Origin of the sequence: Luteibacter sp. 329MFSha (assembly GCF_900111665.1) — a bacterium.
Taxonomy (GTDB): Bacteria; Pseudomonadota; Gammaproteobacteria; order Xanthomonadales; family Rhodanobacteraceae; genus Luteibacter.
The window spans coordinates 341,733-367,193 of record NZ_FOJE01000003.1; the positions used below are offsets into that span (position 1 = coordinate 341,733).

General features: G+C 66.1%; 13 protein-coding genes. 5 read left to right on the plus strand and 8 right to left on the minus strand.

What is annotated here, in order from left to right; translation table 11 throughout:
* Nucleotides 1–12 precede the first annotated feature (12 nt).
* On the plus strand, nt 13–2,343 hold the full coding sequence (locus BMW54_RS15575; RefSeq protein ID WP_090057793.1) for a Tex family protein: 2,331 nt from the start codon (nt 13–15) through the stop codon (nt 2,341–2,343).
* Between the two features lie 201 nt (nt 2,344–2,544).
* Nucleotides 2,545–4,341 carry an autotransporter outer membrane beta-barrel domain-containing protein gene (locus BMW54_RS15580; protein WP_090057796.1) on the plus strand — a complete coding sequence of 599 codons (1,797 nt, stop codon included), beginning with the start codon at nt 2,545–2,547 and terminating at the stop codon, nt 4,339–4,341.
* Nucleotides 4,342–4,541: 200 nt separating this feature from the next.
* Here BMW54_RS15580 and BMW54_RS15585 read toward each other — a convergent pair whose 3' ends face one another.
* From BMW54_RS15585 to BMW54_RS15600, 4 genes are all read right to left on the minus strand, one after another.
* On the minus strand, nt 4,542–5,408 hold the full coding sequence (locus BMW54_RS15585; protein ID WP_090057797.1) for a DUF1481 domain-containing protein: 867 nt from the start codon (nt 5,406–5,408) through the stop codon (nt 4,542–4,544).
* A 316-nt stretch (nt 5,409–5,724) separates the two neighbouring features.
* Nucleotides 5,725–8,772 carry a TonB-dependent receptor gene (locus BMW54_RS15590; RefSeq protein ID WP_090057800.1) on the minus strand — a complete coding sequence of 1,016 codons (3,048 nt, stop codon included), beginning with the start codon at nt 8,770–8,772 and terminating at the stop codon, nt 5,725–5,727.
* A gap of 507 nt (nt 8,773–9,279) precedes the next feature.
* A complete protein-coding gene (locus BMW54_RS15595) occupies nt 9,280–12,261 on the minus strand; it encodes a TonB-dependent receptor (RefSeq protein WP_254779400.1) in 2,982 nt (993 codons plus the stop codon).
* 536 nt (nt 12,262–12,797) lie between these two features.
* The gene (locus tag BMW54_RS15600) at nt 12,798–15,875 is read right to left on the minus strand and encodes a TonB-dependent receptor (RefSeq protein ID WP_090057804.1); all 3,078 of its coding nucleotides are present in this window, start codon (nt 15,873–15,875) and stop codon (nt 12,798–12,800) included.
* Nucleotides 15,876–16,427: 552 nt separating this feature from the next.
* On the opposite strand from BMW54_RS15600, the gene BMW54_RS15605 reads away from it, so the two are divergent.
* Nucleotides 16,428–17,021: a helix-turn-helix domain-containing protein gene (locus tag BMW54_RS15605; protein ID WP_254779402.1), complete on the plus strand. Its 594-nt coding sequence runs from the start codon at nt 16,428–16,430 to the stop codon at nt 17,019–17,021.
* A 49-nt stretch (nt 17,022–17,070) separates the two neighbouring features.
* Here BMW54_RS15605 and glyS read toward each other — a convergent pair whose 3' ends face one another.
* Together glyS and glyQ are read right to left on the minus strand one after the other, a co-directional pair.
* The gene (gene glyS / locus BMW54_RS15610; protein WP_090057807.1) at nt 17,071–19,215 is read right to left on the minus strand and encodes a glycine--tRNA ligase subunit beta; all 2,145 of its coding nucleotides are present in this window, start codon (nt 19,213–19,215) and stop codon (nt 17,071–17,073) included.
* Complete coding sequence (gene glyQ, locus BMW54_RS15615) at nt 19,205–20,119, minus strand: glycine--tRNA ligase subunit alpha (protein ID WP_090057809.1); 915 nt, start codon at nt 20,117–20,119, stop codon at nt 19,205–19,207. The genes glyS and glyQ overlap by 11 nt, the downstream gene beginning before the upstream one ends.
* Before the next feature lie 66 nt (nt 20,120–20,185).
* Here glyQ and BMW54_RS15620 point away from each other — a divergent pair, with 66 nt between their 5' ends.
* On the plus strand, nt 20,186–22,000 hold the full coding sequence (locus BMW54_RS15620) for a type IV pilus assembly ATPase TfpB (RefSeq protein WP_090057812.1): 1,815 nt from the start codon (nt 20,186–20,188) through the stop codon (nt 21,998–22,000).
* Nucleotides 21,997–22,734, plus strand: a complete 738-nt coding sequence (locus BMW54_RS15625; RefSeq protein ID WP_090057814.1) for a glutamine amidotransferase — start codon at nt 21,997–21,999, stop codon at nt 22,732–22,734. The genes BMW54_RS15620 and BMW54_RS15625 overlap by 4 nt, the downstream gene beginning before the upstream one ends.
* Here the strand turns inward: BMW54_RS15625 and BMW54_RS15630 are convergent.
* Both BMW54_RS15630 and BMW54_RS15635 read right to left on the minus strand, forming a co-directional pair.
* Nucleotides 22,723–23,406 carry a rhomboid family intramembrane serine protease gene (locus BMW54_RS15630; RefSeq protein ID WP_090057817.1) on the minus strand — a complete coding sequence of 228 codons (684 nt, stop codon included), beginning with the start codon at nt 23,404–23,406 and terminating at the stop codon, nt 22,723–22,725. The two genes, BMW54_RS15625 and BMW54_RS15630, sit on opposite strands and share 12 nt — an antisense overlap.
* Before the next feature lie 2 nt (nt 23,407–23,408).
* Complete coding sequence (locus BMW54_RS15635) at nt 23,409–25,013, minus strand: ExeA family protein (protein ID WP_090057819.1); 1,605 nt, start codon at nt 25,011–25,013, stop codon at nt 23,409–23,411.
* Between the last annotated feature and the right edge of the window lie 448 nt (nt 25,014–25,461).

Consider the following 25,461-nt stretch of genomic DNA (forward strand, 5'->3'; position numbering starts at 1 on the left):
CACAGGAACGACATGCAGAGCATCGAACAACGTATTGCCCAGGACATCGCCGCGAAGACCGAACAGGTGCGCGCGGCGGTGGAGCTTCTCGACGGCGGCGCCACCGTGCCGTTCATCGCGCGCTACCGCAAGGAAGTCACCGGCGGTCTCGACGACACGCAGCTTCGCCTGCTGGAAGAACGCCTGCGCTACCTGCGCGAACTCGAAGACCGTCGCGCCGCGATCCTCGACAGCATCGTCGAGCAGGGCAAGATGACCGATGCGCTGCGCGCCGACATCCTCACCGCCGACACCAAGGCGCGCCTGGAAGACCTCTACCTGCCGTACAAGCCCAAGCGCCGCACCAAGGCGCAGATCGCGCGCGAAGCCGGCCTGGAGCTGCTCGCGCTGGGTCTACGCGACGATCCGACGCTCGAGCCCGAGGCCTTCGCCGCCGGCTTCGTCGACGCGGAGAAGGGCGTCGCCGATACGCGCGCGGCGCTGGACGGCGCGCGCGCGATCCTGATGGAGACCATCGCCGAGGACGCCGCGCTTGTGGGCGAGCTGCGCGACTGGCTGTGGGAGAAGGGGCAGATCCGCGCGACGGTCGTCGCGGGCAAGGAGAACGAAGGCGCGAAGTTCCGCGACTACTTCGACCACGCGGAGCCGGTGGCGAAGATTCCGTCGCATCGCCTGCTCGCGTTGATGCGCGCGCGCAACGAAGGCGTGCTCGAGATCGACCTCAACCCCGGCCTCGATCCCGAACAGGGCCACGCCGAGGGCGAGGGCCGCGTCGCGGCGCGCGCGGGCATCCACGATCGCGGCCGCGCCGCCGATGCCTGGCTGCGCGAGACGGTGCGCCTCACGTGGCGCGTCAAGCTGCACCTGCATCTCACGCTCGACCTGTTCGGCCGCGTGCGCGAAGGCGCGGAGGACGAAGCGATCCGCGTGTTCGGCGAGAACCTGAAAGACCTGCTGCTCGCCGCGCCCGCCGGCACCAAGACGGTCATGGGCCTCGACCCGGGCATCCGCACCGGCTGCAAGCTCGCGATCGTCGACGCCACCGGCAAGCTGCTCGCCTACGACACGATCTACCCGCACGAGCCGCGCAACCAGTGGGACCAGTCCATCGCGCGCCTCGCGCAGCTGTCGAAGCAGCACGGCGTCAATCTCGTCGCGATCGGCAACGGCACGGCCTCGCGCGAGACCGACAAGCTCGTCGGTGAAGTGATCCGCAAGCATCCGGACCTCCAGCTGTCGAAGGTCGTCGTCAGCGAAGCGGGCGCATCGGTGTATTCGGCCTCCGAACTGGCGTCGAAGGAATTCCCCGAACTCGACGTGTCGATCCGCGGCGCGGTGTCCATCGCGCGACGCCTGCAGGATCCGCTCGCCGAGCTGGTGAAGATCGAGCCCAAGGCGATCGGCGTGGGCCAGTACCAGCACGACGTCAACCAGGTGAAGCTCGCACGCGCGCTCGACGCGCGCGTCGAGGACTGCGTGAACGCGGTCGGCGTCGACGTCAACACGGCATCCGCCCCGCTGCTCGCGCGCGTCGCCGGCCTGTCGTCGAGCGTGGCCGAAAACGTCGTGAAGCATCGCGACGCGAACGGCCCCTTCCCCAGCCGCAAGGACCTGCTCAAGGTGCCGCGCCTCGGCGACAAGGCGTTCGAACAGTGCGCGGGCTTCCTGCGCATCCGCGACGGCAGCAACCCGCTCGATGCCAGTTCGGTGCATCCCGAGGCCTACCCCGTCGTCGAACGCATCCTCAAGCAGTGCGGCCGCGAGGTGAAGCAGGTCATCGGCGACACCGCGTTCCTGCGCTCCCTCAAGCCCGAGGACTTCACCGACGAGACGTTCGGCGTGCCGACCGTGCGCGACATCCTCAAGGAACTGGAAAAGCCCGGCCGCGATCCCCGCCCCGAGTTCGTCGCGCCGAGCTTCGCGGAAGGCGTCGAGGATCTGAAGGACCTGACCGTGGGCATGGTGCTGGAAGGCCGCGTGACCAACGTCGCCGCCTTCGGCGCGTTCGTCGACATCGGCGTGCACCAGGACGGCCTCGTGCACGTCTCCGCGCTCTCGCACACGTTCGTCAAGGATCCGCGCGACGCGGTGAAGGCGGGCGACATCGTCAAGGTGAAGGTCATGGAGGTCGACCTGCCGCGCAAGCGCATCGCCCTCAGCATGCGCCTCGACGACGTCCCCGGCGAAGCCCGCACGGGTCGCCCGGCACAGCGCGACGACGCCCCCGGCGGCAACCGTCGCGGAGGCGGCCAGGGCGGTCGCGGTCCGCAGCCGCCCAAGGCGACGCCGGCACCCGCCAACAGCGCCTTCGCTGACGCGTTCTCGCGCGCCCTGAAGAAATAAGCGGATCCGGCCATCGGGGGCGAGCAGCCCCCGATTTTCCTCAGGGGACAGACACGGCGGCGACGCAGTCCGCCCGGGCCGACAGGCCCCAAAGACACCATCCGACACCGCAAGGCACGACCTGCGGCGGCGCAGCATGCGCTGCCGTATGGCTTTCCATTACCGTAACGATTCTCTAACGCCCCACACGGAGTGAAACACATGCGTATTCGCCATCTCGCCGGTGCCATCGGTGCCGCCCTTCTCTTCAGTGCCGGGGCGCACGCCGACGGGTATCAGCAGATCGTCTCGTTCGGCGACAGCCTGAGCGACAACGGCAACGTCGCGATCCTGTCCGGTTCGCCGGTCGTCTCGCGCTTCACCACGAATCCCGGCACCGTCGCCGTGGAGAACATCGCGAAGCACTTCAACCTGACGCTGACCCCGTCGCTCGCCGGCGGCACCGACTACGCCTTCGGCGGCGCCCGCGCGGCGATCGCCAACCCGGTGCCCGCGACCTCGACGCAGGTCCAGCAGTACCTGGCCGCCAACGGCGGCAAGGCGAACCCGAACGCGCTGTACACGATGTGGATCGGCGCCAACGACCTGCTCGCCGCCGCCGGCAACCCGGCCACGGCGCAGACCGTCGTCGCCACCGCGGCGACGAACGAGGTGGGCCAGATCAAGGCGCTGCAGGCCGCCGGCGCGAAGACGATCGTCGTGTTCAATCTGCCCGACGTCGGCAAGACCCCGGCGGCTCGCTCGCAGGGCGCCGCCGCGTCGGCGGGCATCACGCAGCTGGCGCAGGTGTACAACGGCGTCCTGTCGGGTGGCCTCGCGCAGGCGAACAAGGGCATCGTGCCGATCGACACGTACGGCCTGCTCAACGAAGTGATCGCGAGCCCCAGCACGTACGGCTTCACCAACGTGACCGTCCCGGCGTGCACGACGGCCAGCTCGATCACCTGCTCGCCGGCCACGCTGCGCGAGCCGAACGCGGCCGCGACCTACCTGTTCGCCGACGGCATCCATCCGACCAACGCGGCGCACGCGCTGCTCGGCCAGTACGCGATCGCCGTGATCACGGCGCCGCAGCAGATCTCGCTGCTCGGCGAAGCCGGCCTGGCGTCGAACGCCGCGCACGTGCGCACGCTGCGCAACCAGATGATGGCCGACAACTTCGGCGCCGAGTCGCGCGTGTTCGCGGCGGTCGACTACGGCCAGCAGAAGTTCAAGACCACCGACACCTCGCCTAAGACCGACAGCGACAACGTCAACCTGACGATCGGCGCCGACGCGCGCGTCAACGACAACGTCTCCGTGGGCGTCGCGATGGGCATCGCCCAGTCGAAGGCGGACTTCCAGGGCGGCGGCGGCTACAAGATGCAGGACATCGCCGGCTCGGGCTACGCGTTCTACCATGCGGGCGGCGGCTACGTCGGCAGCTACGTCAGCTTCGGCCAGCTGAGCTTCACCGACATCGATCGCCGCATCGACCTTGGCGCCGCTCGCCGCACCGAGACCGGCAAGACCGACGGCTCGCACGTCGGTGCGGGCCTCACGGGTGGCTGGTGGTTCGGCAGCGACACGCTGAAGACCGGCCCGTACGTATCGGTCGAGTGGGAGCAGCTGCGCGTGTTCGGGTACACGGAGCGCAGCAACGCCAGCACGGCGATGCGTTTCGACAAGCAGACCCGCAATGCCCGCATCGAGACCGCCGGCTGGCGCCTGCAGGGTGCATGGCAGTCGGGCAACACGACGCTGCATCCGTTCGTCGAAGTCGCCTACAACCACGACGGCCGCGCCGACGATCGCTTCGTCACCGCCGGCCTGGTCAACATGGCGGGCCGTTTCAGCATCCAGGGCTTCACCCCGGACAAGACCTGGGCGACCGCCGACGTGGGCGTCACGGCCGACTTCAACCAGACCTGGAGCGGCTGGGTCAGCTACACGGGCCGCTTCGCCGACGACACGCAGCGCTACAACGGCCTGAACCTCGGGCTGAAGATGGCGTTCTGATCCAACGCGCTTCGCACGATGAAAAACGCCGGCCGTGTGCCGGCGTTTTTCGTTCCGCCGCTACCGGAGGGTGGGAGCGGATCGCATCCGCGATGGGTGCTTGCGGCGAGATTGCCCACTGCCGCGGGATCGTCGATACGATCGGCTCCCACAAAAAAAGCCGGCACTTGGCCGGCTTTTTCTTGCACCGCGAATGGCGCTTACTTCTTGCCGCCGGCCTTCGAGTACATCGCCTCGGCCTGCTTGCGCAGGTTGTTGGCGTCGTCGTCGGAGAGCGTGTCGACCTTGCCGCCCGCTTCGTTCTGCTTCAGCACGAGTTCGCCGGCATCGTTCCAGCCCGCGCGCTCGATCGAGTTCGGCTTCGCGTCCTTGCTGGACTTCTTCTCCTGCACGATCACCCAGGCCTTGCCGTCCTTGTAGGCGTAGTTCGTCGAGGTGAAGCCCTTGTCGCCGTAGTCGACGAGCTCGATCACGAACACGACGTCGTTGCCCTTCTTGAAGATCTGCCAGCCGCGCGATTCGCCTTCCTTCAGCGCGGTGCCCTGGGTGACCTTCATGCCGCCGATGTTCTTCTTGACGCTATTGAAGCCCGCCAGTTCCTTCTCGCCCGGGGTGGCTTCACCGACGAGCTGGATGTTGGCGACGTTCTTCGCGCCCTTGGTGAGGACCGGGGTCTTCAGCGGCGAGGAGTAGTGGCGCTCGCCGTCCTGCAGCGAGGCCTCGAGGATGTACATGTCGTTCGGGTTGAGGTCCGACGGATTGAAGTCCAGCTGGAACTGCTGCGGAATCGTGACCGGCGCGAACGTCTTGGTGGCGAGCGGCTGCGAGCCTTCCGCCGAGACGTCGAGGAGCTTGAGCTCCAGCTTGGCGTCCGGGCTGAGCTGTGCGCCCGCGTCGCGCAGCGTCACCGTGCCGGTGACGGCATTGGCCGGCGCGGCCGGGGCGGCATCGCCGCCGCTGGTGCTGGCGGACGCGGCCGTGGACTGGCCGTTGTTGTCGGAGCCGCTGCAGCCGGCGAGGGCCGCCAGTGCGGCCACGGATGCGAGCGACAAGATAATCCTGCGCATGGTCGAACCTCGTTAAGGAGCGGAACGGTCGTGGGTCACGGAAGATACGCCGGCGCATGGCCGCAAGGACTTCCGGGGGGAACCTTGGAGCATACCGGCAAATGCGCCGCTGTAAAAGTCAAGTGACGGACCGGACAGACCTCGCGTTTCGCGAACGGGTCGGCAAGCTTCCGCTCAGGTTTGCCGAATACACGTAACCTCTTGCCACCAAACGCGTTCCTTAGTGGCGGCCAAAAAAAACGCCACCCGAAGGTGGCGTTTTTCTTACCCGATCGATGCGCCCGCCTACGCGGGCGATCGATCGCGACTTCCTCGATCAGAAGTCGTAGGTCACACCGAAGCGGACCGAGCGCGGGGTCTGGTACTGCAGGGCGCGGCGGTACTCCGGATCCGGAGCCGACGACACACCGTAGTACGGCGACGACTGGAGCTTCTGCTGCTCGTTGAGCAGGTTGAAGACTTCCACGCTGAAGGCCAGCTTGTGGTCGGCGAAGGACGGACGGTATTCCGTGCTCAGCGAGACCGTGTGCGTGAACGGCAGGCGGCTGCCCGAACCCGGGGGCGACGGCAGGCCGTTGCACCAGTGGTACGAATCGACACCGTAGCCCGCGTCTTCCTGCTCCGGACCGAAACCGCCGTAGCAGTTACGCGGCGCACCCGAGACGATGGCGATGTTGCCCGCGACCATCCACTCCGGGGTGATCTGGTAGGCACCGTACGCCTTCAGCGCATGGGTGTGGTCGTTGGCGAGCTTGCCGTTCGAGTACACCATCAGCGGGGCGTTATCCCACGCCTGGGTGACCGACGGATCGCTGCGCGTACCGGCATCCGTGTCGACCTGGCCTTCCGAGTTGCCGTACAGCTTCGAGTAGGTGTAGCTGATGTTGCCCCACCAGTTGCCGTCGCCCTTCTGACGCTCGAGGTGGAACTCGGCGGAGTAGTACTTGCGCTTCAGGTGCGGGAACCCGAGGTCCTTGTTCGACAGCGTGATCGAATCGTAACCGCCAGCGGCGTTACCGACCGAGAACGTGTTGGCGCGACCCGGGTTGAACAGGTAGCAGCCCACGGCGTCCCAGTTCTGCGAATCGACGTCGTAGCCCTTGGCCGCGAACGCGTCCTGCACCACGCCGGTGTCGCAATAGTCGTCGATCGCGTTGCCGAGCTTGCGGAAGGTCAGCTTCGCACCGTAGGTCCAGTTCGCGCCCAGCGCCTTGTCGAAACCGGCGATGAACTCGTCCTGGTACTCGGCCTTCACGCCCTTCGCCGTCACGACCTTCGGATCCGGCGTCTGGCCGTATTCGTTGTTGGTCGAGATCGGAGCGCCCACGCCGCGAACGGTGTTGAGCGGGGTCAGACCGGTCGGGTAACCCGTGGCCGGATCGATGCCCGTGTACGAGAAGTACGTGTTCGTGTAGTACGAAGCCGAGGCACCACGCAGGGCCGGGGCGGCCGGCAGCGCGAGGTAGTAACGACCGGCGTTGGCGTACACCTTGAAGGTGCTGTCGCCGTAGACGTCCCAGCTACCGCCCAGACGCGGGGCCCACTGCGGCTTGATCTGCGAAATGTAGGCCTGACCGCCGCTGTTGTAGTTGGTGAACTGATCGTTGCGGATACCGAGCGACAGCAGGATGTTGTCGCTGACCTGCCACTTGTCTTCCACGTACTGCGCGCGCTGCTTCACGCGGACGCTCGCCGCCGTGACCATGCGGTACTGCGAGACGTAGTACGGCGTGCCGACCGGCGCGGCGACCTGGCCACCCGCGATGGTGGTGCGGCCTTCCTGCACGGTGCCGTACGACCACGAGTAACCGGCGTTGCCGTAGACGTACGTGCCGTCGTTGTTGTCGCGGGTGTTCTGGTTGTCGATACCGAACGAAAGGGTGTGGTCGCCGAGCGTCCACGCCAGGTCGACGCGGTAGTTCGTGCCCTTGCTCTCGTGCTGCGGATCTTCGATGTCGCGCAGGTTCTGCGCGTTCGCGATACCGCCGGCGACGCCGCCGTTGAGTGCCGGATTCTGGTTACCCGCACCCGTGATGTAGATCAGGTTCGGATCGGTCGCGGCCGGCTGGGTGTAGAAAGCGGTCTTCTGCTTGCCGTACTGCGCCGTCAACGTCAGGGTGTCGGTGATGTAGCTGGTGTACTTCGCCAGCCACATGGTCTGCTTGGTGTTCGCGATCGTCGCGGCGTTACGGTACGCGCCACGGGTGTTCGTGTCGTTGTCGTAGCCGTAGATGCCACCCGAGTACTCGTCCTTGTAGGACGCACCGGTCAGCTCGAGGATGTTGCTGTCGTTGATGTTCCAGTCGATCTTGCCGTACAGCTTCGGATCGTCGTAACGGTAATCCGTCACGCGGGTCGTCGACACGGAACCGACGTTACGGCCTTCGCGGCGCGCGCCTTCGACGGCGACGAACGCGAACAGCGTGTCCTTGATCAGCGGGCCGCCGGCATAGGCCGAAGCGATCGCTTCCCAGTCCTTGTTGTCGCGACGGTACTGGTACAGCTCGCCTTCGTCCGGCGAACCCTTCGCGTAATTGATGTTGCGCGGATCAGCCTTCGCCCACTTCGGGGTGAAGAGCAGCTGGCCGCCGAAGTGGAATTCGTTCGTACCGCGACGACCCACGACGTTGATGACGCCACCGGCCGAGCGACCGTACTGCGCGCCGTAACCACCGGTCAGGATTTCCTGCTGGTCGATCGCGCCGTACGGCAGGACGATACCGCCGTAACCGTTGATCGGGTCGGTGGTGTTCATGCCGTTGACGTAGTAAGCGTTTTCGTTGACCGACGAACCGGCGAACGAAACGAGGGCCTGGCCCGTCGGGCTCTGCAGGCCGGTGCCCGTCACGCCCGGCGACACGCCCGGGGCGAGCAGCGCGATCGCTTCGGCGCTGCGGCCGAGCGGCAGCTGCTTGAGCTGGGTCTGCGTGATGACGGTGCGCGAGTCGACCGACGAGACGTCGATCGGCGGCAGCGCGGTACCGACGACGGTCACGCCTTCGAGGTTCGACGCGCTGGAGGCGCTGGCCGCGGCGGAGAACGAGACGTCCGTACCGGCGTTGACGCGCAGCTCGACGTTGTCGCGCGAGTCGACGACGGCGCCGCCCTTCATCAGGCTGACCTTGTAGCTACCCAGCGGCAGGTTGCCGAACGAGTAACGGCCGTTTTCGCCGACAGTCGTCGAGCGGGTCGCGCCGGTGGAGCTCTGGATCTGAACGGTGTCGCCCGGTTCGGCCGTGCCGAACAGGCTACCGGTGGTGGCCTGGGCGAACACGTTACCCGTGAGGCCCATGCCCATCGCCAGCGCGAGCGCCAGCGAGGAACGACGCAGGACGGATGCCTGCCGGATGCTGCGAGAACTCATGCAAATCTCCCCAGATCGGCCCGAACCGGGCCCAAAAAAACAAGCAAAACCGACCGAGGCCGGAAAAAAAGTGGCTTCCTCGGTTCGCGTGTTCTTGGGGGACCAACCGGCGACCGACTCCTCCCAGAGTCGCGGCACCACCCTTCAGGAAACGCTCCCGACAAGCCTTGGACTCGCTGAACGCCAGCCTTTCAAGTGGTGCAGGAAAGGGGAACTCAGCATCGTCGACGCCGAACATAGGCGTACGCCGACCACCGTGTCAACAAATTATTTACACGGGATCGGCGTTTTTTCTAACGCCATATCGGCTCCGTGGGCGGGAGCAATTCCCTGAATCTCAGGGATTTTTACTTAGAATTGAAACAGTTCCGTCAAAAAAGCGCCCTCGTCCGCAGGGGCGAGGGCGATCTGGGGAGGCATGGATGCCTTTGCCGGCGGGAGGCCTCCCTTCCCCGCCGCCGACGTTTCTTCTTGTAGCTGCTTACCTTCGCTCTGTGCGCTTCTCGATCAGAAGTCGTACGTGATGCCGACGCGGGCATAACGCGGGGTCGTCTGATAGATGGGCACTCCGTAACGCGCGTTCGGTTCGTCCGTGCTGCCGCGGATTGGATAGATCTGCGTCGCTTTCCGCTGGTTGAAGATGTTGAACACCGTGACGTTGAAGCCCAGCTTGCTGTCGGCCCACGTCGGGCGGTACTCGATCGAGCCGGTCGCGATGTAGGTCCAGGGGTTGTGGCCCGCTTTGCCCGGCGGCGACGGCGTGCCTTCGCACCAGTGGTAGAAGGAGCCATAGCCCAGGTTGGGATTCGTCTGATCCGGCCCGTAGAAACCGAGGCAGCTCTTCGGCGCACCCGACGAGATCAGGATGTTGGCCGAGGCCAGCCACTCCGGTGCGATCTGGTAGGAACCGTAGATCTTGAACTGGTGCTTGCGGCTGTTGGCCAGTTCGCCGTTGGCGTACTGCATGACTTCCGCGTAGTCCCAGTCGACCGTCGCCGAGACCGTGTCCTGACGGATGTCCGAACGGACCTGGCCTTCCGAGTTGCCGTAGCTCTTCGAGTAGACGTAGTCGAAGCGGACCTGGTACTTGCCGTCCCACGCGTGATCGAGGTACAGCTCGAGGCCGTAGTAGTTACGCTTGCTGTGCGGGAATCCGAAGTCCTCGTTGTTCATGTCGACGCTGTAGTAGCCGCCGTTCGTGTTCGGGACGAGGAACGTATTGGCGCGACCCGGATTGAACAGGTAGCTGCCCTGGATGTCGCCGATGGTGTCGGGATCGATACCCTGACGGATCATCTTCGCTTCGATGGCGCCGGCGTCGCCGACGTCGTCGATCGCGTTGCGCAGCTTGCGCACGGTCGCCTTCGCGCCGTAGGTCCACTTGTCGGTCAGCGCCGCGTCGAAACCGAGGATGAACTCGTCCTGGTACTGCGACTTGATGTTGGTACCGGCGGCGGTCTTTGGATCGCGGGGGATGCCGTACTCGCGGTTGGCCGAGATCGGGCCGCCCGTGCTGCTGAAGATGGGCGTCAGGCCCTGAGGCACGCCGTTGGCATCGATGCCCGTGTAGTTGAAGTATTCGCGGGTGTAGAGCGACGCGCCGGCCGACCGGAGCGCGACCGATGCCGGCAGCGCGAGGAAATAACGACCCGCGTTGGCATAGATCTTCAGGCTGGAATCGCCATTGACGTCCCAGGTCGCGCCGAGGCGCGGGGCCCACTGCGGCGTCGTCAGACGCAGGTAAGCCTGACCGTTCTGGTTGTAGTTCGTGAACTGGTCGTTGCGCAGACCGAGCTTGACCAACCAGCGGTCGTTGACCTGCCAGGAGTCTTCAATGTACTGCGCGCGCTGCGTCGTGCGCACCGACGCCGCGGTGCTGTAGACGTAGCGGGCGACGTAATAGCCCTGGCCGCCGGGCGGTGCGACATAGGCGGCGTCGGTCGGCGACCGGCCGATGATCGGCGTGCCGGGAGCGATCTGATCGTATTCCCACGCGTAGCCCGGACCCGACGTTGTAATACCGTCGTTCTTGTCGAGCACCTTCTGGTTGTCGATACCCGCCGTGATCGTGTGATCACCGGCGCGGTAGCTAAGATCGATACGCAGATTGGTGTTGGTCGACTTGTGCCGCGGATCGGCGACCTGCGCCGACGGGTTCGCATTCGTGATGGGCGAGCCGCCGGTATAGGCGGGATTCTGGAACGTTGAACCGAGGATCGAAGGAAGCGCCGTCTCGCCTGCAGGAGCAGTGTAGTAGGTGCCCTTCATCTTGCCGTAGAGGGCGGTCAGCGTCAGGTCGTCGGTGATGTAGCTCGTGAACTTCGCGCTGTACACGTCCGCACCGGACTTGTTCTGCGGAGCACCCGCCGTGTCCTTGCCGACATAATCGCCGCGGGTGTGCGTGGCGTAGTCGAAATCGTAGATCGATGCATCGTAGTTCTGCTTGTTCGACGCGCCGGTCAGTTCGAGGATATTACTGTCGGTGATGTTCCAGTCGATCTTTCCGTAGTACTTCGGATTGCGGTAGTTCTGCTTGTACACGAACGGCGCGGCGACGCTGGTGGTCACGTCGCCCTGGCGGCGTTCCTGCTCGGCGGCAAGGAAGACGTACAACGTGTCCTTGATCAGCGGACCACCGGCGTAGGCCGAGTACGTCGTGCGCCAGAACTTGTCGTCCTTGTTGTCGTCATAGATCTGGCCAGCAAGCGGTCCGATCCGACGGTAGAAATTGTTCGGGCTGGCCTTCGTGCCCTTCGGCTCCCACAGCACCTGGCCACCGAAGTGCCATTCGTTCGTGCCGCGCTTACCCACCTGGCTGATGACGCCACCCGATGAACGTCCGTACGCCGCGCCGTAGCCGCCGGCCAGCACTTCCTGCTGGTCGATCGCGCCGTACGGCAGCGTGATGCCGCCGAAACCGCTGAGCGGATCGGTCGTGTTGAAGCCGTTGATGTAGTAAGCGTTCTCGGTCACCGCGCTACCCGCGATCGAAACGAGCGGGTTGCCGGTCGGGCCGACGAAGAACGAGCTGCCGGCCACGGCGCCCGGCGCCAGCAGCGCGATGGCTTCGGCAGTGCGCGCCAGCGGCAGCTTGGCGAGCTGCTCGGACGTGATGACGGTGCGCGAATCGACGGTGGACACGTCGATCGACGGCAGCGCGTTGGCCGAAACGGTCACGCCTTCGAGATTGGACGTATCGGCGGCCGTGGTGGCGCCAGCGAAATTCACGGTGGTACCGGCGCCGACGACGATGCCGACGTTGTCACGCGAGTCGACCACGGCGCCGCCGCGGCTGACCGAAACCTTGTAGGTACCCGTCTGCAGGTTGTCGACCGTGTACTTGCCCGACGGATCGACGGTGGTCGAGCGGGTCACGCCGGTGTTGCTCGTCACGGTGACGGTGTCGCCCGACTGGGCCTGACCGGTGATGCGACCGACCGTGGACTGCGCGAACACCGCGCCCGACATGGTGACGAGGCCGATGGCCATGGCCAGAGCAGTCCGGCGCCCCAGCGCGGATCGATATTGACGCGAACTCATGTTGCTTCTCCCCGAGAAAAATACCGCATCGCCAAACGAGCGATTTCCGGCAAGCCGAACCCGCCCCGGCCTGCGCCAGGTTTATGCACGGTTCGGTACTGAAAGGTCCCTCAAAACAACGGTATCCGCGAAAGGATCCCGCCCCCGAAATGCCACGGGTAACGTGGCCTGGATCACATATACGAAAGGCGGTCGCGTCTCCGCAATACGCATTTTTCACCGAAATTTTACTTGTCGACGCAGTTGTTCGCGCGACAGCATCGCCGTGCTGCGCGTGAATCGCGCCTTGTCACAACCACTTACGCATGCAACAAGTTTCTGGGCCGTCGGCGAGAGCGAATTCGGCCTAGGAATCATTCCTAGAAAAAAAGCCCCCGGCCGGGCGGCCGAGGGCGATCTGGGGAGAGCTTTTTTGTCGCCCGCGGGGTGGAACACCACCCCGGGACTCTTCTTGTTTTACGAACTTTCGTGTCTTGCTTGCCCGATCAGAAGTCGTAGCGGGCGGTGAAGCGGACCGTACGCGGATCCGTGAAGTTCAGCTTGCGGTCGTACAGCGGGCTGACCGTGGAGCGTGACGAGGCGTAGCGCGGATAGAACGCGGTGGGCGTCTGCTTGTTGAGGACGTTGAGCACGTCGATCTGGAAGGTCAGGTTCTTGTCCAGCCAGCTCGGCGTGTAGGCCGCGTTGAGGTTGACGATGTACGTCCACGGCGTGCTGCCATGCGAACCGCGCGGCGAACGCTCGTAGCCCGCCGTGCCCGGGAGGCCACACCAGTAGTAGAACGCGCCGTTGTACAAGCCCGCATCCGGCGTCGGATAGAAGCTCGTGCAGTTCTTCGGACGGCCCGACGCGATGTTCACGTTGGCGCCGAAGCGCAGGTCGTCGGTCATCTGGTAGTAGCCGAAGGCCTTGATCTGGTGCGTGCGATTGTTCGGCAGCTTGCCGTTCGCGCCCACCATCAGCTGCGGGAGATCCCAGTCCTGCGTGACCGAAACGTCGGCCTGGCCGCCGTTACCGGTGTCGAGATCCGAGGCCAGCTGACCTTCCGTGTTGCCGTAGCTACGCGACCAGGTGTAGTCGATGCGGCCGTACCACTTGTTGGCGAACGGATGCTCGAGGTACAGATCGACGGCGTAGTACTTGCGCTTCAGATCCGGGAGCTGCAGCTCTTCCTTCGTGTAATGGCGCGCGACGAACGTACCGTCGTCCTGCTGCTGCAGGAACGTGTTGCCGGTGCCGGGGTTGAACAGGAAGCACGAGCCACCGAGGGCGGGCGTGCAGGTATCGTCGATCGCGCTGCGCAGCTGGCGCCACGTCAGCTTGGCGCCCCAGTTCAGGGTCGGGGTGATCGCCTGATCGAGACCGGCGATGTACTCGTCCTGGTAATGCGACTTGAGGCCCTTCGCCGCGACGGTGCGCGGATCCGGTGCGATGCCGCACTCGAGGTTGGCCGACACGGCGTTGGTGCCGCCGCAGGTGTAGCCCACCGACTGGTCCACCGCCACCGGAACGAGCCCGGTCGGCGCACCCGTGCGCGGATCGACGCCCGTATAGGTGAAGTACTCGGACGTGCCGAGCGAACCCGAGGCGGCGCGCACAGCGACGTTGTTGGGCATCGCCAGGTGGTAACGACCGGCGTTGGCGTAGAGCTTCAGGGTGGAGTCGCCGTAGACGTCCCACGACACACCGAGGCGCGGCGCGAGCTGGTGGCGCTGCTTCGCGTAGACCTGGTTGGCGCCGTTGTAGTTCTTGAACTGTTCGTTACGCAGGCCGGCGTAGATCAGCCAGCGATCGGTCAGCTGCCAGTGGTCTTCGAGGTACTGCGATTCCTGAACCGTCTTCACCTTGGCGACGGCGGTCTGGAAGTTGCGATTGACGTAGTAACCCTGGGTGCCCAGGCCGCCCGCCGAGGCAGGCGAGCCGACGCCGTGGCCTTCGTCGATCGGATCGTCCGGATCGTTCTGGACGTTGTAGTTCCAGCTGTAGCCGCCCGGGAGGGCCGTGCCGGTGAACGACTTCGCTTCCTGGTGATCGGCACCGAAGCGGATGTCGTGATCGCCGAGGCGGTACTCGAGGTCGACGCGCCAGCCGTTGGTCTTGTCGTTCGAGCCCGGGACGCGGACCAGCGTCGAGGTGCTCTGGCAGCTACCGTAGGCGATGCCCGGCGCATTCGCGTTGTTCGCGACGGTGACCAGCGGGCATTCCGGGTTGTAGTTGTACGGCGTCTGGACGTGATTGACCTTCTGCGTGCCGTACAGGGCCGACACCGTGAAGTTGTCGGTGATGTAGCCGGTGTACTTGCCGATGTACAGGTCGCCGCCGTCCTTCGTGTACACACCGCCGTTCTGCGTCGTGCCGTGCGTCTGCGTGGCGTAGTTGAACGCGTACGTTTCAGAGGTGTACTCGGACTTGTCCGAAACGCCGGTCAGTTCGATGTGGTGGTCGTCGGTGATGTTCCAGTCGATCTTCGCCAACCAGCGAGGGATCTTGTACCGGTATTCGTTCCAGCCGTTGGTGCGGCCGGCGACCGAGGTGATCGCGCCCGCGGTCGGGTTCGAGGCGATGCCCGCACCCTCGCGACGGTTCATTTCGGCGTCGACGTAGAAGAACAGCTTGTCCTTGATCAGCGGGCCGCTGACATAGGCACCCACCGTCGAGCGCCAGAACTCGTTGCCCGCGAAGTACTGATAGAGCGTCTTGTCGGTAGCCGGATAGAAGCCGGTATCGGCATAGTTCGCGTTACGCGGCTTGGCGCGCGTGCCGGTCGGCTCCCAGATCGTGTAGACGCCGCCGTGCCACTCGTTGGTACCACGCTTGGTCACGATGTTGATGACGCCGCCGGTGGAGCGGCCGAATTCCGCGCCGTATCCACCGAGGAGCACCTGCTGCTGGTCGATCGCGTCGAACGGCAGCTGGGTCAGGCCGATCGAGGTCAGCGGGTTGGTGACCGCGTAACCGTTGATGAAGTACGCGTTCTCGGAAGACGCCGAACCGCCGAAGCTGGGCACCGGGTTACCGAGCGCATCCTTGTAGCTGTTGTTGCCGATGACGCCCGGCGCCAGCAGCGCGGCGGCGAGCACATCGCGCGTGATCGGCAGTTTGTTGAGCTGCTCGGCCGTGAGCACCGTGCGCGTATCGACCGACGACACGTCGATCGACGGCATGGCCGTGGCGCTGACGGACACGCCCTCGAGCGTGCTGGCTTCGGTGGCCGACGCCGGCGAACCGAAGGAAACTTCCGAGCCCTGCGAGATCGTCACCGCGACGTCGTCGCGCGTGCTGACGACGGTGCCGTTGTTCTCCAGGGTTACCTTGTAGGTACCCGGCTGGAGCGAGCTGAAGCGATAGCGACCGTTCGCATCGACCGGGATCGAACGCGAGAAACCCGTCTGCGGATTCGTCACGGTGACGGTCGTGCCCTGCTGCGGATTGGCCTGGCCGAAGATCGAACCGGTCACGTTCGACTGGGCAAGCGCGCCGCCCGAGATGGCGCCCATGCTGATGGCGAGGGCCAGTGCGGTGCGGCGACCGAAGGTCGTCGCCCGATGGTTACGCGAGTTCATCAATACCTCTCCCCTAGAAAAAGTCACGAATCGCAACAAAATGCGATGCCATTTATGGCAAGCCGATCCCGTCCCGGCGGAGCCAGGTTCTGCGTGAACGGTCTTTGCGTTTTCCCCTTGCAATGCGCCGTCCCGGCAGGACGGACGCACCCCTCACACCGCGATCGTGCGCGGATGCGTTCACATATACGTAAGGTTTAGCGGTTCGGCAACCACGAATTTCACGCCTGGATAACCTGTTTTCGCAATGACTTACACGACAGGTTCGGCGGATACGCAAAATTGTGCGGCATGGCAGGCACTTACGCGGTCGCCAACCATGACCTTTGGCATAGATGCGAATCTGGCCTAGGAAACATTCCTAACGAAATCAGCCCTGAAGCTGCCGCGATCGAATGAATTTCTAGCCTCATCGCAAGCGGCGCACCGCAAGTTTGCGAAACTTCTCAAGCGAAAGGCTTTCGAAGGGAAATTCCTGTACACCGAAGCCGTGGGTCGCGCGTTGTGCGCGAGACGCCGGGGGGCGATTTCCGAATGACGAGGTTCCATCGCATGAATGACAACTCACGGGGCTCCATCCTGGCCGACGCCGCCAGCGGCGGCATGGACGTCCGGCCCCACGATGGCTCCGCCCAGCCTTCATCGTTCGCGACCCGCGTACGGGCGGTGATCAAGATGTCCGGCAGCGTCAGCGAGATCGCCCGCCGCTGCGGGTTCTCGGAGGGCGTGGTCCGCAGCTGGCGCGACGGCAACACCGACCCGTCGCGCGGCCGTTGCGTCACGATGGCCAAGACCCTGGGCCTGTCGCTGGTCTGGCTGGCCGCCGGCGAGGGACCGATGATCCTCGACGGTTCGAGCGAAGATGTCGCTCGTACCGATACGTCCGAATCGCGTGAGCGCAGCGGCGGCCCGGCGCAGGCCGGCACGCTCGACGCGTCGCGTCTCGCGGCCGCGATGAAGCTGCTGCAGTCCGACATCGAGATGGCGGGAAGCCGGTTCTCGCCCGTCCGGCATGCGGACCTCGTGGCGGAGATGTATGCCATCCTCGGGCGCTCGGGCGACGCCGACTACGCTGACCGCATCGTCGCGTTCCGGCGCACGGTCGTCGGCCGCGTCCAGAGCGAGCCGGACGCGGCGGCGGCCTGAAGGTTTTCGCGAGGCCGCGGTGCCGGGACAAACCGGCACCGCCCGCCTCTCAGAGCCGCGAGATATCCGCGATGGCGCCGAAGCTGGCCTTCAGCTGCGCCAGCAGCGCCAGGCGGTTCGAACGCACCGCCGGGTTCTCCGCGTTGACCAGCACGTCGTCGAAGAAGCGATCCACGGGCGCCTGTAGCGCCGCGAGACGGGCCAGCGTGCCGGTGTAGTCGCGCGCGGCCAGCAGGCCCCGCGTTTCCGCACGGGCGGCATCCAGCGCGGCATGCAGTTCGCGCTCGGCATCGACTTCGAAGTGCGCCGGATCGACCGTGGCGGGAATGGCGGGCGCGCCGGCTTCCTCGGCCTGCTTGCGCAGGATGTTTGCGACGCGCTTGTTCGCGGCCGCGAGGCTCGCCGCCTCCGGGCGGCGAGCGAACTCGCCCACGGCGCGAAGCCGCTGGTCGAAGTCGGGCAGCGTGGCGGGCGCCACGGCCAGCACCGATTCGAACTGATCGGGCGAGAAGCCCTGATCGGCGTAATAACCACGCAGGCGCTCGAGCACGAAACCGTGCACTTCGTCGCCCAGTTCGCGGCGGCGGGCGCCGATGTCGACGGGCGGTGCCTTGCCATCCTTGCCCGGCTTCACGCCGGCCACGAGGGCGGCCTCCGGCACGAGATCGAAGGCCTCGGTGAGTGCGGCGCGCAGGTCGATGTCGATGCCGCCCTCGATCAGCGTGCGGGCCAGGCCGAGCGCGGCGCGGCGCAGCGCGAAGGGGTCCTTGTTGCCGCTGGGCTTCAGGCCCACGGCGAAGATGCCCGCCAGCGTGTCGAGGCGTTCGGCCACGGCCAGCACCTGGCCGACCTTGCCCGCGGCGATCGCGTCGCCACCGAAGCGCGGCTGGTAGAAGCTGTCGAGGGCGTCGGCGACCTCCGTCGCGATACCCTGGCGCGTCGCGTAGTAGCGACCCATCACGCCCTGCAGCTCCGGGAATTCACCGACCATGCGGGTGAGCAGGTCGCATTTCGCGAGGGCGGCGGCGTGGGTGGCCTGCCCGGCGTCGACACCGACGCGGTTGGCGACCACGCGCGCGAGCTCGGCGACGCGAACGGTCTTGTCCCACAGGCTGCCGAGCGACTGCTGGTAGGTGACCGTCTTCAGGCCCTCCTGCAGATCGGCCAGCGGCGTCTTGAGGTCGGCGTCCCAGAAGAACTTCGCGTCGGCGAAACGCGGGCGGATCACACGCTCGTAGCCCTTGCGGATCTCGGCCGGGTCGCGGCTCTCGATGTTGGCCACACCGATGAAATGTTCCGTCAGGCGGCCATCGGCATCGAACACGGGCACGAACTTCTGGTTCGTTTCCATCGTGGTCACGAGCGCCTCCGGCGGCACGTCGAGGAACTCGCGCTCGAAGGTGCAGGCGATGGCGACCGGCCACTCGGTGAGGTTGGCGATTTCGTCGAGCAGCGCTTCCGACAGTCGCGGCACCCCGCCAGTGGCCACGCGGGCCACCTCGTCGCGCACGCGCCGGCGCCGCTCCGCCGGATCGGCGATGACGTGCGCGCCACGCAGCGCGTCGAGCCAGCTGTCGGCATCGGCGACATGCACTGGCTGCGGATGGTGGAAGCGGTGGCCGTTGCTGATCCGGCCGCTCTTCAGGCCGAGGATCTCGCCCTCGACGATGTCGGCACCGTGGAGCATCAGGAGCGTGTGCACCGGACGCACGAAGGTGTCGTCGCGGTCGCCCCAGCGCATGGCCTTCGGAATCGGCAGGGCCTTGAGGGACTCGGTGACGATCTCGGGCAGCAACGCGGCGGTCGGCTGCCCCGCCTTCACGGCGCGGTACACGAACCACGCGCCCTTGTCGGTTTCCAGCGTTTCGAGCGCCGCGACGTCGACCCCGCAGGATTGCGCGAAGCCCACGAGCGCCTTGCCCGGCTCACCGTCGGGACCGACGCTGGCGGCGACGGCGGGGCCGCGACGCTCGACCGTCTGTTCGGGCTGCGCGGTCGCGACGTCGGGAATGTGCACGGCGAGGCGACGCGGAGAGGCATACGCCTTCGCCGCCGCGAAATCGCCAGCCACGCCGCGCTTTTCCAGCCCTTCCACGACGCCGCGCGCGAACGCGGCGGCGAGATCGTCGAGCGCCTTCGGCGGCAGTTCTTCGGTGCCGAGCTCGATGACGAGCGGCAGTCGCTTATCGGCCATGGACGGCCTCCTTGTCTTTCTTCAGGCCGGGGAACCCGAGTTTCTCGCGCTGGGCGACGTAGGCCTCCGCGACGCTGCGCGCCAGGGTGCGCACGCGCAGGATGAAGCGCTGGCGCTCCGTCACGCTGATGGCGCGACGCGCGTCGAGCAGGTTGAACGCATGGCTGGCCTTGCAGACCTGCTCGTACGCGGGAAGCGGCAGGCCCGCGCCGATGAGCTTAACGGCCTCGCCTTCGCACACGTCGAACCAGTGGAAGAGCTCCGGAACGTTGGCGTACTCGAAGTTGTAGGTGCTCTGCTCCACCTCGTTCTGGTGGAACACGTCGCCATAGGTCACCACGCCGTGGGGCGCGTGCGTCCAGACGATGTCGTAGATGCTGTCGACGTTCTGCAGGTACATCACCAGACGCTCGAGGCCGTAGGTGATCTCGCCCGTGACGGGCCGGCATTCCAGGCCGCCGGCCTGCTGGAAATAGGTGAACTGGGTCACCTCCATGCCGTTGAGCCAGACCTCCCAGCCGAGACCCCAGGCGCCGAGCGTCGGCGATTCCCAGTTGTCTTCCACGAAGCGGAGGTCGTGCACCAGCGGATCGATGCCGAGCGCCTTCAGGGAGCCGATGTAGCGCTCCAGGATGTCGTCAGGATTCGGCTTCAGCACCACCTGGTACTGGTAGTAGTGCTGCAGGCGGTTCGGGTTGTCGCCGTAGCGGCCGTCGGTCGGGCGGCGGCAGGGCTGCACGTAGGCGGCGGCCCAGGGTTCCGGTCCGAGGGCGCGCAGGAAGGTTGCCGGGTGGAACGTGCCCGCGCCGACCTCGGTGTCGAGGGGCTGCACCAGCACGCAGCCCTGCTCCGCCCAGTAGCGGTTCAGGGTCTGGATCACGTCTTGGAAAGTGGGCGCGGACATGGTTCCCGGGTCCTTTGGAAAGCGGGCTAGTATAGCGGCGTGGGATTCACACGGGGTCGGACGTCAATGGCAGTCAATCCGCAGAACGGCGCGCTACTGGGCCGCCGCGGCAGGTTGGAACTGGACGAGGTGCTTGCCTCGCTGGTGGTCGACGGATACCTCACGGGCGAGGACGCCAAGCGCGTCCGCCTGGGTTCGCGCAGCGGGAAATCGGCGATCGAGCTGCATCCCCTCGTACTCATCGCCAACGGCAAGGTGGAGAACGGACGCGATCCGGGCCGGCCGCTCAGCCTCGAGACCCTCGTGGAGTGGCTCGCCGGCAAGGCCGGCCTGCCGTACCTGAAGATCGACCCGATGAAGGTGAATGTCGCGCAGGCGACCCAGGCCGTCAGCAGCGCATACGCGCAGCGGCACCGTATCCTGCCCGTGGCGGCGTCGCCCTCCGAGGTCACCTTCGCCACCGCGGAGCCCTTCGACACCGGCTGGGCGAACGACCTCGCGCAGATGCTCCGCCGCGACGTCCGCCGCGTCGTCTCGAATCCGATCGACATCAATCGCTACCTGCTCGAGTTCTACGGGGTGCAGCGATCGATTCAGCTCGCGCAGGACGCGAAGGGCAACGAACCATCGAAGATCATCAACTTCGAACAGCTCGTCGAACTGGGCAAGACCGGCGAAGTCGGCGCGGACGATCGCCATGTCGTCCACATCGTCGACTGGTTGCTGCAGTACGCGTTCGAACAGCGCGCGTCGGACATCCACCTCGAACCCCGCCGCGATGCCGGACAGATGCGCTTCCGCATCGACGGCATGATGCAGAAGGTGTTCGAACTGCCGCCGCCCGTGATGGCGGCGGTCACGGCGCGCGTGAAGATCCTCGCTCGCATGGACGTCGCCGAGAAGCGCCGGCCGCAGGATGGCCGCATCAAGACGCGTTCGGCCGGCGGGCGCGAGGTCGAGCTGCGTATCTCCACGATGCCGACGGCGTTCGGGGAGAAGGTCGTGATGCGAATCTTCGATCCCGATCTCGTTATGAAGGACTTCGCCCAGCTCGGCTTCTCGCCCGACGAGGATGCGATCTGGCGCGGCATGGTCGAGCGGCCGCACGGCATCGTGCTGGTCACGGGGCCGACAGGCTCCGGCAAGACGACCACGCTGTACTCCACGCTGAAGCACCTGGCGCGGCCGGAACTCAACGTCTGCACCGTGGAAGACCCCATCGAAATGGTGTCCCCGGACCTCAACCAGATGCAGGTGCAGCCGTCGATCGACCTCGACTTCGCCGCGGGCGTCCGCACGCTTCTGCGCCAGGACCCGGACATCATCATGATCGGCGAGATCCGCGATCTCGAGACCGCGCAGATGGCGGTCCAGGCGTCGCTCACCGGTCACCTCGTGCTGTCGACGCTGCACACCAACGATTCGCCGAGCGCGGTCACCCGCCTGCTCGACCTGGGCGTGCCGCATTACCTCATCCAGTCGACGCTGACCGGCGTGGTGGCCCAGCGCCTGGTGCGCACGCTGTGTCCGCACTGCAAGACGGCGGCGACGCAGGATCCGGAGGCATGGCGCGTGCTCACGCATGGGTGGGACGTGCCGGTGCCCGAGCGCGTGTTCGAGGCCGTCGGATGCCTGGAGTGTCGCAAGACCGGTTTCCTCGGCCGCACGGGCGTGTACGAGATGATGCCGATGTCGGGACGATTGCGTGCGCTGATCGCCGCGGACCTCGACCTCGGACGCTTTGGTGCCGCCGCCCTGAAGGAAGGCATGAAGCCGCTGCGGATATCGGCGGCGATGCAGGTCGCCGCCGGACTGACCACCGTGCGCGAAGTACTCAACGTGCTCCCGCCCACCGAGATCGAAGAAAACAGTACGTCATGAAGCCCGTCATCATCGTTCGCACCGGTCGCGCACCCGACGTCATCGCGGGACGCCACGGTGATTTTCCCCGCTGGTTCCGGCTCGGCCTTCGCCTTCGCGACGCCCACCTGCGCGTGGTGGATGTGCAGCACGGCGACCCCCTCCCCGATCCGGACGATTGCGCCGGCGCGGTGATCACGGGGTCGGCCTCGATGGTCACGGAAAAACTTCCCTGGAGCGAGCGCACCGCGGGATGGATACGCGATGCGATGGACGTGGACCTGCCGATGCTGGGCGTCTGCTACGGCCACCAGCTGATGTCGCACGCCCTCGGTGGCCGCGTCGACTACCTGAGCGGCGGCCGCGAGATGGGTACGGTGACACTGACGACACAGGATGCCGCCAGCTCGGATGTGCTGGGTGCCGGCCTGCCGGCGACGTTCGGTGCCCACGCCACGCACGAGCAGAGCGTGCTGGAGCTGCCTCGCGGCGCGCGTACCCTCGCCGGTTCGGATCGCGATCCCAACCATCTCGTGCGCTACGGGACGCACGCGCTGAGCACGCAGTTCCATCCGGAGTTTTCCGCGGAAGTGATGCGCGCGTACATCCGCCGCAAGCACGACGCGTTGCGGGACGAAGGCCAATGCCCCGACCGCTTGCTCGCGAGCGTCGCGCCGACGCCGGTCGCGACGAGCCTTCTTCGCTTCTTCGTGCGCGAGCACCTCCTCGCGCGGCGCGAGACGTCAGCCGCGTAGCCGCCGGGCGATCGCCCCGCGCGAAAACAGCGCGAAGACGATGCCGAAGACGAAGCCGCCGATGTGCGTCCACCAGACGACGGCGCCATAGCTGGCTCCCGCGTAGCTGAAGAGCAACTGCACCAGCGCCCAGATGCCGATGAGCACGAAGGCGGGGACGCGCACGAACTCGAGATACAACCCGAGAGGCAACACGAGGCCGAGGCGGGTGCGCGGGAACAGGGTCACGTAGGCTCCGACCACCGCCGATACCGCGCCACTGCAACCGATGATCGCGACCCGCGCGCCGGTCAGGGAAATCGCACCGATCAGGTTGCCCACCACGCCGCCAAGCAGGAACAGGAGCAGGAAGCGCGGCGAGCCAAGGCTACGCTCGGCCGGGAGGCTGAAGATGACGAGGAAGAGCAGGTTGCTGAGCAGGTGCAGCCAGCCGGCATGGATGAATGTCGCCGTGAAGAGCCGCAGCAATGCCGGGTCGCTGATCTGCTCCCACAGCGGCAGGCCCGTGCCGAACAGATGGGCTGGGACCGTCCCCCACCGGAGCATGAACGCCGTTCGCTCGTCGCGACTGCTCAGTGCGAGCGCGACGAAGCTGACCACGCAGACGATCACCACGAGTATCGTCGCCCAGCACAACCGCGAGCGCCGGCGCGTGTCGACGTGAACGAACATGCTCAGGGCACGCCGCGCGCGAGGTGTGGTCCGTTCGTGTCGAGGGACGACAACGCGAACATGGTTTCCGGCCCGATCACGCCATCGGCGGCGATGCCGAAACGGCGCTGCAGCGTCAGCACGCGCGTTTCCACGGACCGGTCGAACGTCGTCGGCGATGTGCCGGGTGCCGCCGCCGGGTCCGGAGGCAAACGCTCGAGTGCCCATGCCAGCCCGTCACCACTGCTGCCGCGCGACAGCTTGCCGGGCATGTCGGGATCCACCCGGAAGACGGCGTAGAAGCGGCCGTTCCAGACCTGTTCGAAGGCCTCGCGCGTCAGTTCGACGTACTTCCCGCCGAGGTAAAGACGGACCGCCTCATCGCCCGCGCCTACCAGCAACACCTGTTGCTTCGCGTTGGCGTCGTCGAGCTCCAGCACGATCGGCCGGTCGAATCGCCGAAGCTGGTCGAGCGAGCCCCGACCGCTGACGCAGGCGAAGCCCGGGAAGATCACGGCGTCGCAGTTGATGGCGTTGGCGACGGACGTCTCTTTGGACGACACCTGCCAGCGGGCGAGGAGCTCACCCCATACACGGACTTTGCCGACGTCGGGCAAGGGGAGCGCATCGTGGAACTTCGCGAGTGCCTGCTCGGGCGTGGCGGTCACGAGACTCTTCGGCCGCGAAGGACTGTGGCCCGTGAAGAACCAGGTCGCCGCGCCGCCGATGACGATGATCGCGACCAGCGCGGCGGCCGCCAGCAACGCCTTGCGATAGCGCCGGATCCAGTAGAGCGCGTGCTCGGGCAACGCTTCGCGCACGACGAACCCCAGCGCGCGCTCGCCGATCGATTGTTCGCCCCGCTCGGCCGCTCGCTCGAGGGCGCGCTGAGCCAGGGTATTGAGGCGACGGGGATTACCTCTGCCGTCGTCGCGCAGGCTACGCAGCCCGAGGCGGCTGAAGGGCATCTGCGTCGTGCCAGCGATATGCAGGCGGTGCCGGACGTAGCGCTCGCTTTCCTCATCGGTCAGGGGCGGCAGGCTCAGACGACGCTGGATGTGCGCCGAAATCGTGGGCGCCCCGTCCGTGGACAAGCGCTCCAGCAGGGTCGACTCGCCTGCGAGGACCACATGGAACGGAGCGCCCGCTTTCTCGCTGGCCACGAGAATCCGCTCGACCAGCGACAGATCGTCGTCGCCAAGTTCTTCGGCGTCGTCGAGAATCCAGAGGTAACGGTGATTGACGTGGTGCGACAGGCGCGCCAGACCCGCGGCGAGCCCGTCGACGAGATGGTCGCGCGTGTTGGCGTCGGCGCTCAGGGGCAGCGGGAGCCCAAAACCGGCGTACAGCGAACGGAGCCAGGCGACGGTCTCGAGCGCGTAGTCGCCGGCGCCGTGACGCACGGCGCGGACGCCATGATTCGGCGCATCGGCTTCGATCAGCAGGCACGACAGCGTCTTGCCCACGCCAGCATCGCCGGTGATCAGCGTGACACTGGAGGTTCCCGCACCCACCTCGTATTCCACGTGCGCCAGGATCTCCCGCTCACGTGCGAACAGGCACGCGAAGCGCGGATCCGGTGCGTCGCCGAACGGCGGCTCGCGAAGTCCGAATGTCTGTAGATACATGGGCCTACTGTAGCGGATTCGCTGGGAAAGATCGGCACGGGAGCGCCGTGGGCGCGGCGTTGAGTACGACGGCTGTCGCGATACCCGTGACCGCAAGACCTGCGGCGTTCGGCGAGAAGCGGTCGCGGCCAGGTCCGCTCCCACACAAGCGCGCGACACGGCGGCCTGTGGGAGCGCACCTGGGCGCGACGGCTTGTCGCGAGGTGCCGCAGGACCTGTGGCGTGCGGCGAGGAGCCGTCGCGGCCAGGTCCGCTCCCACAGCGCAAAAGAAAAAACCCGGCCTCAATGAGACCGGGTTTTTGGGATAAAGCCCCCGGCGGTGACCTGTTGCGGGTCGCGCGATGCGCAAAAGAAAAACCCGGCCTCAATGAGACCGGGTTTTTGGGATAAAGCCCCTGGCGGTGACCTACTCTTGCATGGCTTGAGCCACACTACCATCGGCGCATG

Excerpts from the sequence above, each read along its gene's own strand:
- glyQ (WP_090057809.1), bottom strand. The coding sequence starts at position 20,119 with ATGTCCGCGCCCACTTTCCAAGACGTGATCCAGACCCTGAACCGCTAC.
- BMW54_RS15605 (WP_254779402.1), top strand. The coding sequence starts at position 16,428 with ATGAATGACAACTCACGGGGCTCCATCCTGGCCGACGCCGCCAGCGGC.
- glyS (WP_090057807.1), bottom strand. The coding sequence starts at position 19,215 with ATGGCCGATAAGCGACTGCCGCTCGTCATCGAGCTCGGCACCGAAGAA.
- BMW54_RS15585 (WP_090057797.1), bottom strand. The coding sequence starts at position 5,408 with ATGCGCAGGATTATCTTGTCGCTCGCATCCGTGGCCGCACTGGCGGCC.
- BMW54_RS15625 (WP_090057814.1), top strand. The coding sequence starts at position 21,997 with ATGAAGCCCGTCATCATCGTTCGCACCGGTCGCGCACCCGACGTCATC.
- BMW54_RS15635 (WP_090057819.1), bottom strand. The coding sequence starts at position 25,013 with ATGTATCTACAGACATTCGGACTTCGCGAGCCGCCGTTCGGCGACGCA.
- BMW54_RS15580 (WP_090057796.1), top strand. The coding sequence starts at position 2,545 with ATGCGTATTCGCCATCTCGCCGGTGCCATCGGTGCCGCCCTTCTCTTC.
- BMW54_RS15620 (WP_090057812.1), top strand. The coding sequence starts at position 20,186 with ATGGCAGTCAATCCGCAGAACGGCGCGCTACTGGGCCGCCGCGGCAGG.
- BMW54_RS15575 (WP_090057793.1), top strand. The coding sequence starts at position 13 with ATGCAGAGCATCGAACAACGTATTGCCCAGGACATCGCCGCGAAGACC.
- BMW54_RS15630 (WP_090057817.1), bottom strand. The coding sequence starts at position 23,406 with ATGTTCGTTCACGTCGACACGCGCCGGCGCTCGCGGTTGTGCTGGGCG.
- BMW54_RS15600 (WP_090057804.1), bottom strand. The coding sequence starts at position 15,875 with ATGAACTCGCGTAACCATCGGGCGACGACCTTCGGTCGCCGCACCGCA.
- BMW54_RS15595 (WP_254779400.1), bottom strand. The coding sequence starts at position 12,261 with ATGGCCATCGGCCTCGTCACCATGTCGGGCGCGGTGTTCGCGCAGTCC.
- BMW54_RS15590 (WP_090057800.1), bottom strand. The coding sequence starts at position 8,772 with ATGAGTTCTCGCAGCATCCGGCAGGCATCCGTCCTGCGTCGTTCCTCG.